Source organism: Paenibacillus sp. FSL W8-0426, from assembly GCF_037969725.1.
Lineage (GTDB): Bacteria > Bacillota > Bacilli > Paenibacillales > Paenibacillaceae > Paenibacillus > Paenibacillus hubeiensis.
In genome coordinates this window covers 2,467,833-2,482,322 of record NZ_CP150203.1, presented here as the reverse complement: position 1 = coordinate 2,482,322, position 14,490 = coordinate 2,467,833, and the positions used below count along the sequence as shown (strand labels likewise).

The following is a 14,490-nucleotide window of genomic DNA, read 5'->3' as shown; positions in this document are numbered from 1 at the left end:
GAATACCTAGATTAACCAAAATGAGGAGGGGATGCATAGTGAGCAACCATGAAAAAGAACATAACAAGCACGAATGGGAGCTGAAGCCTAATGTCAACGAGATGTCCGACCCTGACGACTACAATCCGGGACCTACGGATATGATCGAGGATGCGGTTGGAGAGATTATGGACAACATCTCGGGAGCAAACCGTAAAAAAGGCCATTCCAAAGAAAAACAATAAGTATAATTACGGTAACACGTATATAAAAATCTATTAATGTCGCCTTCCCTCCGAATGGGGAGGGCTTTTTGGTTTTAGCTTTTGCATGACGATCGGTTAGACATTCAATTGAAATGGATAAAACGCCATCGTTCTGATAGAATGTTCGAAGATGATAAACAGGAAGGAAGAGTATCTTGAGAAAAATGATCGTTCTATGTTGTACCATCCTCGTTGCATGGCTGACACTCGCACCATTGAATGCAGAAGCGGCCACGGATCCAAAAGCGTTACTGAAAAAGAAATATCCTAGTGAAACAGTGACCCTGTTAAAATCCGCAGATTTGAACGGGGACAATAAAAAAGAGCATTTTATGCTGACGGCATCCGGCAACTTTTATCTCGTCAACGCCAAGGGAACGGTCGTGCTAATCGATACCGGTATTGTTGGTGACGAAGAATTTGAATCCCCGAGTATACATATCTATCAAGCTTCTAAAAAAGAAAAACATGTAGCCGTTACATTTGGTTACTTTCCGTCTAACACGCAACTGTACGCCTATAAATATAAAAATGGCACCTTGCAGAAAAAGCTCTCTGTGATGGGAGATCAAGGGGTTGCTATCCAAAAAGACGGGAAGATCAAGCAATCCTGGAAAAAGTACCTGCCCGAGGGCGGATGGAATTTGGCGGCAGCCACATACACATGGAACGCTACAAAAGATAAATATATCGCAGCCGGACAAATACCGTAATTTCATTCTTTGTAACTGCTGCGTGTCTAACAAATCGTAAAAAAGGATGGGTTTCGCACCCATCCTATTTAATGTTCAATGTCACGAACGCTGTACCCGGAAACCCTCGCCGCTTGTCAATCGAATTTTGCGCGTGCCGGGACATCCGCCATTTTCGACTGGAGCTCCTGCTGCTCCTGCTGCCGCAGCTGCTTCAACGCTTTGTGAATCCAGATGGCTGCAATGGCGCCTTCGCCCATCGCAACGGTAGCCTGTTCCGCATGGATGCCGAGGTCCCCTGCAATCCACACCTGCGGCGCAGCTTGCATGCTCCTCGGGTCAGCATGGACATGATCGTTGTCCGCGATTTTCGCACCCAATTGGCGGGCCAGACCGGAGTGAACCTGATTGCCGCCGAAGGCGACAAAACCGCGCTCTGCGTCAAAATGCTGCCCGTCCTCCGTCACCACGCCTTGAATCCATCCATCTCCCGCATGCCGAACCTCCTTTACCGCAGCCTCCAGGTATCGAACGCCAGCCTGCTTCATGCTCCGATGCAATTCAGCGGAGATCGGCAGCTGTTCATGGTTAATATACATCAGCTCGCGCGTACGCTCAATGAGCGTCAACGCCATGCTCGCCCCGGGCTCCCCGGATCCCATCAGAATCGTTCGGCGGTTCTGTATTTCGTATCCGTCGCAGTCCGGGCAGACATACACCGACTTGCCCAGCGTGGCCGTGATTCCGGAAATGTCGGGTATCCGGTCCGAAAGGCCTGTGGCAAGCAGCACGGCAGAGGCCGTGTATTGGCGTCCCGCAGAACCTGCAAGCCATATCCGTTCCCCTCGCCGTTCGGCGCGGACAATGCGGTCCTGTTCGAAAAGAACGCCTGTCCGTTCCGCCTGCATTCTGCCTTTGGCTCTTAATTCGGCGCCCGAGACACCTTCGGGAAAACCAATGATGTTATGATAAGAACGGCAGCGCGATGAACGCCCTTGGCCGTCATCCACGACCAACACTTTATGGACGCTGTACCGTCCCAATTGTATGGCTGCCTGCAATCCTGCAATGCCGCCACCCACGATGATGCAATCCGCATCCCGCATGATTCTCTCCTCCAATCACTCTGCACGCTGTTATATATTTTACACCAAACGAAAACAACCCAAACGCCCCGATGATTCAAGGTTCGTTCAGGTTGCTTCATCGCTTTTATGAATGAATATGGATTAGAACCGATAGGATTCGAAGCGAATTGCATTGGAGATGGCCTTCCATACATCCTCGGTTTCCCCGCCCATGTACCAATACGCCAAACCCGCAATGCCGCGCTCGCTGATCATGCCGGTTTTGACCGAAAGGGAACGCGCCTCTTCCGCCCAGATCGCCCTGGACGTGCCGTTTGCGACATATTTGAGCACATATTGCCAAACGTCGTCATCCCAATGTTTCGTCGTGCCTGCGGTACGCGACCTGCTACCTTGTTCGCCAAGCGTGATGTCCCATGAACCCGTGGCAGGCGTAAGCAGTGACCAATCTCGCGTATAAAGCGGCAATGCCACAATGATTTTGGCGCTGTCCATCTGCGAAAGCATCGTGTCCAATGCCTGTTCGAGCCAGGACAGCGAGGCCACGGAGCCAGCGTTGGGAGAACCGTTCCAATGCTCTTCATAACCCATCAGGATCATGTAATCGGCGACTTCGCCCAAAGCGGCATAATCGAAAGCTTCTGTCCAATCCGTGCCCAGGTCAGGGGAAACGTCAACAGAAACGACAGCTCCTGCCGCGTGCAGCGAAGCGGTTAACGCAGTAATAAATACGGTCATGTTGGCACGGTCTTCGGGCAGCACATTTTCAAAATCAACGTTGATGCCTTCCAAACCGTATTGTTTCACGTACGCCGTAATTTGGGAAATCACGAAATTCCGGTTGGTCGCGCTGGACAGCATCTGATGGGTTAACGCTGCATTCGAACGGTTGCCGAGCAGCGGCCATACCTGGCGTCCCGTTGCCTCTGCCCAATTCAAAAGCGAGGAATCCGTCTGATTGGTCAGCTGCATGCTGCCATTCAGGAAAAACCATCGCGGAACCAGCGTGTTGACGGGAGATCGGGCGACTTGCTGCTTGAATTCGGACGTTGTGGAATCATATTGCCACCCCAATTGAATGCCCTCCGAGACGGTACCCTTCAATTGGCTGTACCACACCGGCTTCTGCAATACGGCGGACAGCATCATCGCCGCCTCTTCCCTGGTAACCTTGTCCTTCGGACGGAACAAGCCGTCGCTGCCTTGCATCAATCCCAGCACATAAACATTTTGCACATAGGGCCGCGCCCAATCGGAAATGCTCGCAGCATCCTTGTATAGCGCATTCAGCGAAGCGCTGGACGTGGACTGCCGTTTAAGCATTCTGGACAGCAATGCCGCCGCTTCTTCGCGGGTAATGGAAGCACCGGGCTGAAAAGTCCCTTGTCCTTTTCCTTCCAATATGGACAAATTCGTCATGGCGGCCACGCTGCCGTAGTACCATGCGCTTTTGCTGATATCGCTGTAAGGGTTAATGTCGTTGCTCACGGGCTCCAACCCGAGCAAGCGAACTGCAAATGCGGCAAACTCCGCGCGGCTGACCGCTTTTTTCGGTTCAAAACGCGTGCTGGATGTGCCTGTCGCAATGCCTTCGCTTACGAGCAAATCGATCGCTTCCTTCGCATAGCTGTTGGCAGTATCCGTAAAAAAGGTCTTGGCAGCCGCAGCTTGCACGCTCGGTGCCCAACCCGTAAAAGTGGATATGGACATGGAAAATACGCCCAGCAGGGCTATCGCCGTCCGGGTCCATCGCCGGACTTGCTTTATCGGTTGTTCGTTCACATGCAAAAGCCTCGCTTCAATGGTTTACGATCTTGTATCATCGTATCAGATTGAAGCGAGGCCGTATGTGTGTAAATGTTGGTAATGATTCAAATCCGCGCCAAAGCCGTTAGCGGCTTCATCCGTGGCTTAGTTGTATACTTTTACGCGCTCTTCGATCGGTTGGAACTCTTTATCGCCAGGGGTAGCTGTCGGTTTGCCAAACGGCATTTGCGCGATCAGTCTCCAATGCTCCGGAATGTTCCATTCTTGTTTAACCTTTTCGTCGATCAGCGGGTTGTAGTGCTGCAAGCTGGCGCCGAGTCCTTCTTCTTCCAACGCCGTCCAGATCACCAGTTGAAGCATGCCGTTGGATTGGTTCGCCCAAATCGGAAAATTGTCCGCATAAGAGGCGAAGTTTTGTTGAAGCTGAGCGATGACATTGTTGTCCTCGAAGTACAGTACGGTACCGTATCCTGCGCGGAACGAGGCCATTTTCTCCGCAGTCGATTGGAATGCTTCTTCGTTGCCGACTACTTCGCGCAAAATTTCTTCCGTATGGTTCCACAATTTATCATGCTGCTCACCGAGCAGCACAACTGCGCGGGACGTCTGAGAGTTGAACGAAGTTGGCGTGTATTTCACGGCTTCTTCAACGATTTCCTGAATTCGTGCATCCGAAATGGTGGATTCTTTGCTAATGCCATAAAACGATCTTCTTTTTTTCAAAGCGTCAATAAACGTGGTCACTTTCCATTCGCCTCCCAAAATTTTCATTATGCTCTCTTGGTAACTATAATATAGTAACGAACGTTAGTCAATAAGCTATATTATTTTACCTTGGATTTAAATCCAATGTTACATCGAGTTGCATTCAATGGATTACCTTCTGGATTATAACCATTATCGCTTGCGATAATCCGCGCGGTATTTCTCTTCGGTAGACGAATTGGCCTTGGTCGCGTCCTTGTCCTGTTCCTCCTGCTGCTCCATGTTCAGATCCTCAAGGGGGATTGGGTCTACCGTCTGCTCCTCCTCGAACCGGTCCAGCATATGTCGTTCCTCCGTCGGGAACTGCTCGGGATTATCATGGTTAGCCTGCTGCGGGGATTCCTGCCGTAATTTCGATGGTTCATGCTTCATGCGAAACGCCTCCTCTAAAGTGTTACCCATTCTTTACCTTTTCTTTCCGCGATCTAAACACGGCAAATAAGCCATCCGCATATGCGAATGGCTCGGTTCCGGCAAATGGTATTAACGACTCGTGTCTGCTTCGTTTAAGGTCAGTCGGGCTTCGAAAATCGTACCGCGATCTTCCGGAGCCATTCCTCGAACCCAAATGCCGTTATCCACAAAGGCGCTTCGTTCCACGACGACTTGTTCATGCATGCGCACCTCGCGATGGTACGATATTTGCAAACGTCGGATTCCGGTTTCCAGCTCTTCCGTCGTGAGCGTATCGCAACAAAGATCAGCATAACGGGCATTGTTCATATGACCGTTGCTGTCCGTGCTGCTATATCGAACCTTAAATCGATCGGCTTCCCATGTTTGCAGAGAATCCGGCAATGATACCTTCGCAGGAATGTCGCCAAGCGATCGGGCGGGATGCGATCGAACTTCGAAGGGCAGCGCCGTTGGACGCAGCAGCTTTCGTTTCTGCAAATCGACCAGCGCCCAAGTGGTGCGTGCTTCCGCAATGACGTTTTCCTGGTTGTCGGACAACACAAAATCCCGCAGCCACATCACCCCTTTATTGCCTTTATGCCAAGTCTGAAGCGAAACCTCTTCCTCCAGCCGCGCCGGACGAAGTATCGTCAGATCCGTGGTCAGCAGCATCCAGCCCAGACCCTGCGCCAGCATTTCGGACACGGTGATGCCCATGGAAGAGAGATCCCCGTCTGCGGCCAACTGCATATGTTCGAGCAGCGCCGATGGACGATAGAGCGACATGTAATCCGAATCGGCTGAGCCGATCCGGTATGCGCGGGTGTACAATGATTCCGTTGGCACGGAGCTCCCTCCTTTTACGATTTAATGTTGCGTGTTCGGATGTCCGCCTTGTCCCGATCAGCAAATCACGCCATATCTTGACCGCCTTGGATGCGAGTGCGGTACAGATCGGGCGTGCAGCCCACCGATTGTTTGAACATCCGGCTGAAATGGGACAACCGTTTGAAGCCGGATAAACGACTTACCTCCGTAACGCTAATTTCGGGGTCAAGCTGAAAAAGCAGCTTTGCCTGATTGATGCGGCGATCGAACACGTATTTGAAGACGGTGCTGCCCGTCATCTCTTTGAACAGTCCTGCCAGATAAGGCTTGGACAGATGCAATTCGCCCGCCAGATCATCCAGGCCGATATCGTCCATGTAATGGATGTCAATGTAACGCAGGATGTGCTGGACGTGCTTTTCCTTTTCCGAAGAAGGACGGTGCTCCTTCAGACTGCTTCGGCAAAGGTCGGCCACAAAATACAACAGATCGCAGAGCCGAATGTTCAATCGTTCCTGTCGGAAGCTGCCCTTACCTGACAACATTCGATGAAATTCAAACAACAGCCCTTCAAATTCCGTGCGTTCTTCGCCTTGCAGGTTCAGGCGGCAATTGCCGAGTTCCTCAAAAGGTTGAAGCACCTCAAAGGCCCGATCCGGATGCAAGCTGCCGCGAATGACGGATGGGTCGAAATGCAGCGTCGTCCGTTCATAGGTCGTATCCGGCATTGGATGCGGACGATGCAGCGTCATGCCGTGCATGAGCACCAGATCGCCCGGCGCCAAAACATACACGCGGTCTCCGATAATGTATGTGCACTCCCCTGCGTGGAAATAGTATACCTCGTATTGGGGATGCGAGTGAAATCCGTCTTCGACCGGCAAATATGCCGTGGTGGAACGGTAATTGTATTGCAGCGAAGCTCCGATTTTCAGTATGCGCGGCATGCAGAACACCTCCTGCTGGAAGGATGGGACCGTTGCCAGAAATAAAGACCATGAGACGTCATCCGCATAACGGTGCATATCATGGCCCTATTTTTGGAGACTGCGACGAAATAAAGTACAGCTAATTTCCCGCAGCTCCTTCGTGGCGGTATCCGGTTACGGCAAAACCCGTTCAATGCTGGATTCGATCTCGTCCATCGTGGCTATAGGCTCGAATCGTTTAATGACGCGTCCTTCGGCATCGATCAGGAATTTGGTGAAATTCCATTTGATGGCATCGCCAAGCAGCCATTCCGGCGCCTTGTCGGCAACCATCAGCTTCAGCAGCTTCGCCTGGATGTCCGATTCGTCGAATCCGGCAAAGGGACCTGCCTTTTTGAGAAAATCGTACAACGGGTGTGCCGTCTCCCCATTCACGTCGATCTTCGCGAACATCGGGAATTTGACGCCATAATTGATCTGGCAGAAGGATGCCGCCTCCTCGCTTGTTCCCGGCTCCTGCTCCGCAAATTGGTTGCATGGAAAACCGATGATCTGCAGCCCTTGGTCCTTGTACTTGTCGTACAGCTTCTGCATGTCGTCGAACTGGTGTGTATATTTGCATTTGCTTGCCGTGTTGACGATCAGGACGGGCTTGCCCTCGTATTGATAGAGCGGGAACCGTTCTCCGCTCGTTTTGGTAACGCTGAAGTCATAAATGGTTGCCATAGGTGCACCTCGCGATTTTATGTAAGTTGATTTGTTTCAACATCTAGTGTGCATCCATTATATACGAAATCTATCCTCTTGTATTGGTTAAGATAAAACGAGGTACTTATCATTCTGTCAGAATGTCACTCTACTACTTTAATGTTAATAACAAACTTGCTGTGTGGCAAATATGTGATCTCTAAGACCTTCGTCCGGTCATGCAAGGAACTATCGCTCTTTGTGTTGATCAATTCAATATTATTTAATTCAATGGTCTGTTGCCTCATCTTTTTGCCCATAGAACCAATGTAATCCGGAACACCTGTGGTTGTTTTGTAGTCCTTCAAATAATATGCCTTCAAGTCCAGTACACCTGCAGACGCCTCCGGATACATTAGTATAATTACCACGACCCCTACAACAACGAACAGAACTCTACAGCAGACTCTTTTAAATTTATTACCTATTTGTCTCAGTGAGAGAAATAAGCCCGAAACCGTGAACACTATTCCAAATGCAATTCCAAATAGACGTGTGTAAAACCATGCAGGGAAAAATCCAAAAAACATGTTGGCTAAAAAAAATGGCAAAGCAATTGAAAATACAATAATAGTGCTGAGTATTCGCTCCCGGTTATGCTTGTACCTCTTCATGCGTATAAAAATCTGCCCCCTACCCTCCAAAATCCAATAAAAGTTATTATGAATTCGCCTCCCAGACGGAATGATGGGATGAGTTTCATTGCACGGTCGTGAACTACCCCCGACGGGAACGCATGGCCTTGACCTGCTTAAGGGATGGATCGTTAATCAGGCTTTGGTACTCGTCTGATTCGATGGCGTATAGGGCCAACTTTCCTTGTTCGTTATGATGTATGCCCCATCCGTATCGTTTGCCCAATGAAGAGGTCCGCAGGCAGGGCTGGCCTTTGGAAAAGAACCTTTCGCGTTCCTCCTGCCGGTCTGCTTCAGGAATCCCGTTACGCCGGGCATGAACCTCGAACAAAACGTCCATCTGCGTATACTCGTACGGATGATTGGCCATGATTTCGTAGTGGAGCACCGGAACGGTTTTGCTGCCTTTTTTGGCCTGCGGAATTTCTGCTGCGGCAACGGGACAGTCTTCGGCTACGCCGATAAACGTATTGTATTCGTTCATATCTTTCATCCTTAAAATCCCCTCCCTTATGGACCTTATGGACGTTTTCGCTCTCTCCACTCCTGCTCAAGGATACCCATTTCCCATAGACTCCAGTATTCGTTATGATGCCTTCTTGCATCGCGAATCAGCCCTTCTTTCGTGAAGCCTGCCCGCTCATAACACTTGATGGCGCTATGATTAAAATCGAATACGCCAAGGCTGATGCGATGCAGTCCCAGCTCGTCGAACCCGATGCGTAATGCTTCCGTGATCATCTGCACTCCGAATCCTTTGCCTCTGGCGGAAGATCCGCCGATCAGCACTTTGCCGATTCGAGCCGAACGGTTATAGCGATCGATGGCCCCGAGCGAAATATGCCCAATGGTATCTCCTGTTTCGGAGTCCACTACTTTATAAATCAGCTTGTCGGACTCTTGAAAGTCATTGGCGCCCTGCATGTAAGTCAGCAGCTGCTCTTCCGTTAGCGGATATTGAAACTGCGGTCCGGCCCATTGCAGCAAAAAGGCTTCGTCTCCGCTCCATTCGATCAATTGGGTTATATCGTTCGTCGTAAAATATTCGAGTCTGATCATTGCATCTCTTCCTTTTCAACTATTTTTCGTCAATCGGCTGATGTTCGCTTGCACCGCCTCCACGCGAATATCATTCATGGCCTCAAGCTCCGTGGCCGGGCAAGCAACAACAATGCTTTCGAGGCCGAAACGGTCCAACGTCAAATAATAAAAGGCCATTTGAAGGCCCCGAATAACATTGTCGTCCCGATCTTCACGCACAATCATTTCGTAAACGTACGCTTCTCTGCTGCCTTTTCCATAACGCAAAGCGATATGATAATCAAAAAACTTCTCGGTACTCTTGCTGCCGGCATGACATATGATTGGAAAATCACAGTTCGCGAAACGTTCAACCAGTTGATCGGCTTCCGGGACAGTAAACCTTTGGCTTACACAATCCGGATAAAACGTTCCCTCCCGAACGACGTGATGGTAAGCATGATTCGCCACATTTTCCCGAAATCCCGTTAACATATCTTCCCTCAGCAATACAGGATGAATCAAATTTTGCACCTCCAATCCCGTTTTCGCTTAATTCCAATAGGCCCCAGTTTAGACAGTATACGAAGAGAGGGCGTCAAGCTAGATATCCGTTGTTCCAGGCTCCCAGCCTGTCTGCTGGCTCCATAAGCTTGCTTTGCGTATGATCTCCCAGATGATCGGTTCTTTTGCCGTGACGTATCGCTCCCGTTCATGACGGTATAATTCGCTTAACCTGTATTTTTCCCGAGCATAGCATTGGCTGTCTTCCGGGTGTACCCGCAAATAATCCCGAAACAGCAGTGCAAACTGCTCTGACCAGCTGCCTGCTTTTCGAACATGGATATGCGTTCTTCTCATACTGCCGCTTTCCCGAAAATAACGCTTCGTTTGATCCGGATTATTCTCCCGATGCATGTACCCAAGCTGCTCTAAAAAAGGTTTCCAATCCAGCTTATCCAACGAACGCACCGAAATCTGAATATCAATGATCGGCTTGGCATCCAGGCCAGGTATTGAAGTAGAACCGATATGATCGATCCGGATGGCACTTTCCCCCATGCTTGCGCTGATCCGCCTGCCTATTTCCATAAACTCGTTTGCCCAGCAAGGATCATGGGGCACCACTATAATGGCCTCCTGCACATCCTGGCCTCCCGTCTCCCGATCTTGCCCAAGCTTACGCGAAAGCGCACTCATGGTACAAGAAATCATATATTTACACCATTATACACGGGAAAATGAATGCTGAAGCGAAAGATTTGTATAACACTCCAATTCACTCGCAAATCCAAATCTTTTTGGTCATTTGGCAGAGAGTCACACGGTCCCCTTCAATTTTCATTTCGTTCCTCCCCATTAATCTCCTGCCGCAGTCTCCTGCCGCTCTGCCCCAACCGCCCCTGTGCATTGTCGCCGCTGAGCAACCCAAGCCAAGTCCGTATTATCACGCAATCTCACCAGCTTGTTCTTGTATCGTTTCAGTTTGGTTTCGAAGCTGTCGCGGTTTTGCTCGAATTCTCTTGTCCATCTGTACATCATTCTCAGCATCGTCAGATCGGGAGTGTAGTTTGCTTTCTCGATCCCGAACCTTTGCTTCGCGAAGCGGAGGAAAATCCTGATTTTCCGTTTCCACAACGGGGGATCCAAAAAAACGATCGTGTCCGCCATATCATACAGTGACTGATAGGAGGCACGATCCGTTCCTTCCAAAATCCATGTTCCCTGTTTGTTAATATCATGAATGACGTTCATCTGTTCTTCCGGCGTTCTCTTGATCCTTCCACTTTCCGTCTGGTGGTGGACGATGGCATCCAATTCATGCCAAGGGATGTTTATGTGCTGCGACAATGTTCTGGCTAATGTTGTTTTTCCACTGGCAACGATGCCGATGATTAGAATTTTTTTCATGAATGCCAAATCCTTTTTTAATTGTTAGTCAACGTTCCACCGTACCAAAGGAGATTTTGAAATTAGGTGCATATGTCAGCCACGAATCCGCATTGAATGTCCTCCCAAAGTTAGCTTCCGACTCGTATTCCTCTCTGGCCTCATGTTCATTTAATCCCCTGGCAAGCAGATTGTTCACGACCTGATCCAGTTCCCCGGGATCCTGTCCCAATCCTTCTTCACGCAGCGCTTGAAAAAGAAGTTCTTTACGGTCCGCATCCATGTTTTGATCCAAAAAGTTTACTTTGTCGCTGACTCGGCACTCCACCTTCTTTAACCCAAGCTGACTTAACATCACTGGCAGAGCCATGCCGATATTTCCACCCTTGAGCGTGCGCCGTTCGTCTTCTTCATACAACTTTTGCAGAACGCCTAAACGAACGATGCTGCTCTGATCTACGCCGTCCATATAACAATTGGCCATATTGCCGATCCAGTGTGGTTCGAAGCAAATCAATTTTCCGTGATTCCGTACGCTGTCCATCATTTTGCGAACAATCCTAGCAGGTTCGGTCATATGTAACAAAAACGCATGGCTTACGGCAATATCGTACTTTGGCTCCAGCTGCACTTCATCGATATCACACGTTATAAACGTTGCATCATAGTCTAAATGCGAGTAAATTTCCTCAGCCTCGCGAATCAGTTCTGTTCCTTTGTCCATGCCGGTATACGTGCTTCCTTGCGGCATAAGCGGAAGAAGCTTCAAACCGAGATAACCGTAACCGCATCCAAAATCTACGATGTTAACCGGTTTATCGATTTTCCATACGCTTTTCACCAAAAATTCCAGATAATCGTCATTGTAGTACAGCCAGCGCGTGTTCCTCAAATATTCGATCTTGGTATCCCAGTAATACTCGGTCATGATTCGTTTCCTCCTATGATTTGCAACATGCCTTATCTTTGTTCTTTTTAGGCGAACGCTCCGCTTCTCCAGATTCTTTCTGCCCTCTCCGTTATCGTGTAAATGTCTAGTTCAACCTATATAGCCGAAATATTTCCTGAGAAATAAACCGCTAAGCTCTATAGACCCAAATCAAAAATCCCTTGCGACAAACTATCGTACGATTTCCAGTTATCCTTTCACCGCATCATTCCGATATTGTTCGAAATAGCGGTCCCCCTTCCTATGGATCTCGCTCAATACCGTTTTTGCTTGGTTCAAGCTGCCAATGATCATCACGCATTTGTTTGAAGGTTGTTGTTTTAATTTTTCGATAATGGCGGGTCGTTTGTCTCTGCGAAAATTCCACCCGTTCTTGATAAAAGGCCAATCAATGGATTCAGGACAACCCTCGTTCAAGTCAGGTCTCGTTTTGCCATGATATTGAATTCTGCGTTTAATGACGCGATAGGTTGTGACGATCGGCGACAAATCAAAGAAAACGATGACATCTGCCGCTTTCATCCGGATATCCATCGTTCTTCCAAAATGCCCGTCGATAATCCAGTTTTCTTTGGCAACCAATTGTTTGTTGAACTCTTCCCATTCTTCTCGGGGCGTTTCAACCCAGCCAGGCTTCCAGTAATACAGGTCCAAGTGATGTACGGGCAAACCCAATCCTTTCCCCAGTTCCCGAGAAAACGTCGACTTCCCCGATCCGCTGGAACCAATGACCATGATTTTCATATCGCTCACCTCGGTGACAACGTGAATTTTTGTACCTCATGGGCTGTATGTAAAAAGTGTACGATTTCGTTCTCTGCATCCAGCGACATCTGAACTCATCCAGCCAAAAACCAGCTCTGGCAAACCAATCGGTTTATCCATTAAACACATCTTCACAAATCCGGTTCCAAAAATTCCGCCCGATGATCCAATATGTACTCATTCATTTGTTGTATGGCGAGTGCCGAACATCGACTATACTTCTCGTGTAATTGGTTCACTTCATTCAAGAGAAAAGAGTCCCTCTCTAGATCCATTGGGCTGATCGTCTTGTTCAGCATGCTCCGTTTCTGTATGAATCGCTGGATCTCATCCAACACTTCAATCAAGGCATCTGCTTTAAAAAACAGCACGGCTTGCCTGATCCATTCCCAGGATTTCAGCTCATTGATATGGTGGGCAGAGAACCAATAAAACTCCATGCTCGTATCCGTGTGGTTATGGTAGGAATAAAATAAGTACAAGCCTTTCTGGGCTTCACTTAATTGATGATACATCTCCAGCTTGGTTTGCATATCTTTCCCGCGTACCGCGTGCAGCATCGGTTTAATACATAACCAGCTAAGCTCTACGCTTTCCAGTTCATTGGCATGCAGTGCAACTTTCATTGGATTCCCCCTTTAAAATAAGAACATATTGAAGAAGATAACGTTTAATAATCAACTTGCTTCAAATACGTAACCGCTTACTTCTTATCTCAAATATTTAATGAAATAATAGTGTTTGTGGTCTCGCGGTGCATTTTCGATTACGGCTATTGCCGCAAATCCATTTTTCTCATAAAACCCCGGTGCTTGAAAACTAAACGTATTCAGTTGAATGAAAGTGCACTGTTCGGCTGCAGCCCGCCGTTCGGCTTCCTCCAGCAATTTTTGGCCAAGTCCCTGTCCCCGAAAACTCTCATCCACCCATAAGAAGTCAATCTCCATCCAGTTCCAGCAAATGGAACCGTTAAGTCCGGCTATGATTTCGCCTTTGTTATCCTTCACGCATAAGCAAACTTCCTCATATCTCCCGTCAGGAATATGCTTTGAATTAAATTCGATCAGCTTGTTTCTCACGAAACGGGCTTCCTCGCTTGTTCCTTTTACAATATGAGTAGTAGCTTTAAACAACCTGGCCCACCTCCTTCGTTTACCGTTCTGCTTTGTCTCCCACGCGCTCCAAAATGATATTTACGATATCCCCAGTGTCCAACGAATCCGTAATGATATGCTCCGCAAATTGTGGTTCACCAAGCGCCTTCAAACATTTCGGTGCCTGTTGATACGTCCAACCTCCAAGTGCATCTCCCCGTTTCGCCAAACGTTGGTGAATCGTTTCTTCCGAAGCAATCAGCGAGAAATGATATACATCCGCATCGAATTCTTTGAACCCATTGGAAATGTAATGGAAGTTAGCTTCTTTATAGATCGTCATTGGCACGATCAAGTGTTTGCCGTATTTACGCCGGATTTCCCTTGCCGTCTGTACCGTCAATACTCTCCAAAGCTCGATATCCTGAAAATCATCCGTACGTTCTTCCATAAGCCGCTGCTCTTCCGGTATAAGCTTTCTGAGCATATAACCGACTTCCTCCGGGTCAAAAATCATGCTGTTCGCGATTCTAGGCTGCAGCTGCGCTGCCGCCGAAGTTTTGCCGGAACCGAAAGCCCCATTAATCATGATAATCATGCCAACACTCCCGTACCTCCGATTTAGCGAAAACATCTATATTTTACCTTTATGATCAATAACATACAAGGATTTTAATCCT

Annotated in this window: 20 protein-coding genes; 2 read left to right on the top strand and 18 right to left on the bottom strand. The window is 48.6% G+C overall.

Annotated elements, in window-relative coordinates; all coding sequences use genetic code 11:
* The first annotated feature begins 38 nt into the window (after window positions 1-38).
* Both MKY59_RS11530 and MKY59_RS11525 read left to right on the top strand, forming a co-directional pair.
* Window positions 39-224, top strand: coding sequence for a hypothetical protein (locus MKY59_RS11530; RefSeq protein ID WP_236417347.1), 186 nt, complete (start codon window positions 39-41; stop codon window positions 222-224).
* A 176-nt stretch (window positions 225-400) separates the two neighbouring features.
* A complete protein-coding gene (locus MKY59_RS11525; protein WP_339277664.1) occupies window positions 401-958 on the top strand; it encodes a hypothetical protein in 558 nt (185 codons plus the stop codon).
* A gap of 116 nt (window positions 959-1,074) precedes the next feature.
* Here the strand turns inward: MKY59_RS11525 and MKY59_RS11520 are convergent, their stop codons facing one another.
* The 18 genes from MKY59_RS11520 to MKY59_RS11435 form a co-directional block, all read right to left on the bottom strand.
* Window positions 1,075-2,043 (bottom strand): NAD(P)/FAD-dependent oxidoreductase, encoded by a 969-nt coding sequence (locus tag MKY59_RS11520; protein ID WP_339277663.1) that lies wholly within the window; start codon window positions 2,041-2,043, stop codon window positions 1,075-1,077.
* Window positions 2,044-2,166: 123 nt separating this feature from the next.
* Window positions 2,167-3,807 (bottom strand): S-layer homology domain-containing protein, encoded by a 1,641-nt coding sequence (locus MKY59_RS11515; protein ID WP_339277662.1) that lies wholly within the window; start codon window positions 3,805-3,807, stop codon window positions 2,167-2,169.
* Window positions 3,808-3,936: 129 nt separating this feature from the next.
* A complete protein-coding gene (locus MKY59_RS11510) occupies window positions 3,937-4,563 on the bottom strand; it encodes a nitroreductase family protein (RefSeq protein WP_236417343.1) in 627 nt (208 codons plus the stop codon).
* Between the two features lie 126 nt (window positions 4,564-4,689).
* Complete coding sequence (locus tag MKY59_RS11505; RefSeq protein WP_236417341.1) at window positions 4,690-4,929, bottom strand: hypothetical protein; 240 nt, start codon at window positions 4,927-4,929, stop codon at window positions 4,690-4,692.
* A gap of 111 nt (window positions 4,930-5,040) precedes the next feature.
* Window positions 5,041-5,799 carry an acyl-ACP thioesterase domain-containing protein gene (locus MKY59_RS11500; protein WP_339277659.1) on the bottom strand — a complete coding sequence of 253 codons (759 nt, stop codon included), beginning with the start codon at window positions 5,797-5,799 and terminating at the stop codon, window positions 5,041-5,043.
* A gap of 65 nt (window positions 5,800-5,864) precedes the next feature.
* Window positions 5,865-6,728 carry an AraC family transcriptional regulator gene (locus tag MKY59_RS11495; protein ID WP_236417337.1) on the bottom strand — a complete coding sequence of 288 codons (864 nt, stop codon included), beginning with the start codon at window positions 6,726-6,728 and terminating at the stop codon, window positions 5,865-5,867.
* A gap of 156 nt (window positions 6,729-6,884) precedes the next feature.
* Window positions 6,885-7,436 carry a glutathione peroxidase gene (locus MKY59_RS11490; RefSeq protein ID WP_339277656.1) on the bottom strand — a complete coding sequence of 184 codons (552 nt, stop codon included), beginning with the start codon at window positions 7,434-7,436 and terminating at the stop codon, window positions 6,885-6,887.
* Window positions 7,437-7,561: 125 nt separating this feature from the next.
* The gene (locus MKY59_RS11485; RefSeq protein ID WP_339277654.1) at window positions 7,562-8,071 is read right to left on the bottom strand and encodes a hypothetical protein; all 510 of its coding nucleotides are present in this window, start codon (window positions 8,069-8,071) and stop codon (window positions 7,562-7,564) included.
* Between the two features lie 103 nt (window positions 8,072-8,174).
* The gene (locus MKY59_RS11480; protein ID WP_339277652.1) at window positions 8,175-8,585 is read right to left on the bottom strand and encodes a DUF6157 family protein; all 411 of its coding nucleotides are present in this window, start codon (window positions 8,583-8,585) and stop codon (window positions 8,175-8,177) included.
* 26 nt (window positions 8,586-8,611) lie between these two features.
* Window positions 8,612-9,151, bottom strand: a complete 540-nt coding sequence (locus MKY59_RS11475) for a GNAT family protein (RefSeq protein WP_236417329.1) — start codon at window positions 9,149-9,151, stop codon at window positions 8,612-8,614.
* A 15-nt stretch (window positions 9,152-9,166) separates the two neighbouring features.
* Entirely contained in the window at window positions 9,167-9,637 is a 471-nt protein-coding gene (locus MKY59_RS11470; RefSeq protein WP_339277651.1) for a hypothetical protein, read from the bottom strand.
* 78 nt (window positions 9,638-9,715) lie between these two features.
* Window positions 9,716-10,258: a GrpB family protein gene (locus MKY59_RS11465; protein WP_339277650.1), complete on the bottom strand. Its 543-nt coding sequence runs from the start codon at window positions 10,256-10,258 to the stop codon at window positions 9,716-9,718.
* Window positions 10,259-10,471: 213 nt separating this feature from the next.
* Window positions 10,472-11,023, bottom strand: coding sequence for a hypothetical protein (locus tag MKY59_RS11460; RefSeq protein WP_339277648.1), 552 nt, complete (start codon window positions 11,021-11,023; stop codon window positions 10,472-10,474).
* A gap of 28 nt (window positions 11,024-11,051) precedes the next feature.
* Window positions 11,052-11,930 carry a class I SAM-dependent methyltransferase gene (locus MKY59_RS11455; protein ID WP_339277646.1) on the bottom strand — a complete coding sequence of 293 codons (879 nt, stop codon included), beginning with the start codon at window positions 11,928-11,930 and terminating at the stop codon, window positions 11,052-11,054.
* Window positions 11,931-12,140: 210 nt separating this feature from the next.
* On the bottom strand, window positions 12,141-12,695 hold the full coding sequence (locus MKY59_RS11450; protein WP_339277644.1) for a DNA topology modulation protein: 555 nt from the start codon (window positions 12,693-12,695) through the stop codon (window positions 12,141-12,143).
* 152 nt (window positions 12,696-12,847) lie between these two features.
* On the bottom strand, window positions 12,848-13,342 hold the full coding sequence (locus tag MKY59_RS11445) for a hypothetical protein (RefSeq protein WP_339277642.1): 495 nt from the start codon (window positions 13,340-13,342) through the stop codon (window positions 12,848-12,850).
* An 84-nt stretch (window positions 13,343-13,426) separates the two neighbouring features.
* Complete coding sequence (locus tag MKY59_RS11440) at window positions 13,427-13,849, bottom strand: GNAT family N-acetyltransferase (RefSeq protein ID WP_339277640.1); 423 nt, start codon at window positions 13,847-13,849, stop codon at window positions 13,427-13,429.
* 19 nt (window positions 13,850-13,868) lie between these two features.
* Window positions 13,869-14,408 (bottom strand): AAA family ATPase, encoded by a 540-nt coding sequence (locus tag MKY59_RS11435; RefSeq protein WP_339277638.1) that lies wholly within the window; start codon window positions 14,406-14,408, stop codon window positions 13,869-13,871.
* Window positions 14,409-14,490 lie beyond the last annotated feature (82 nt).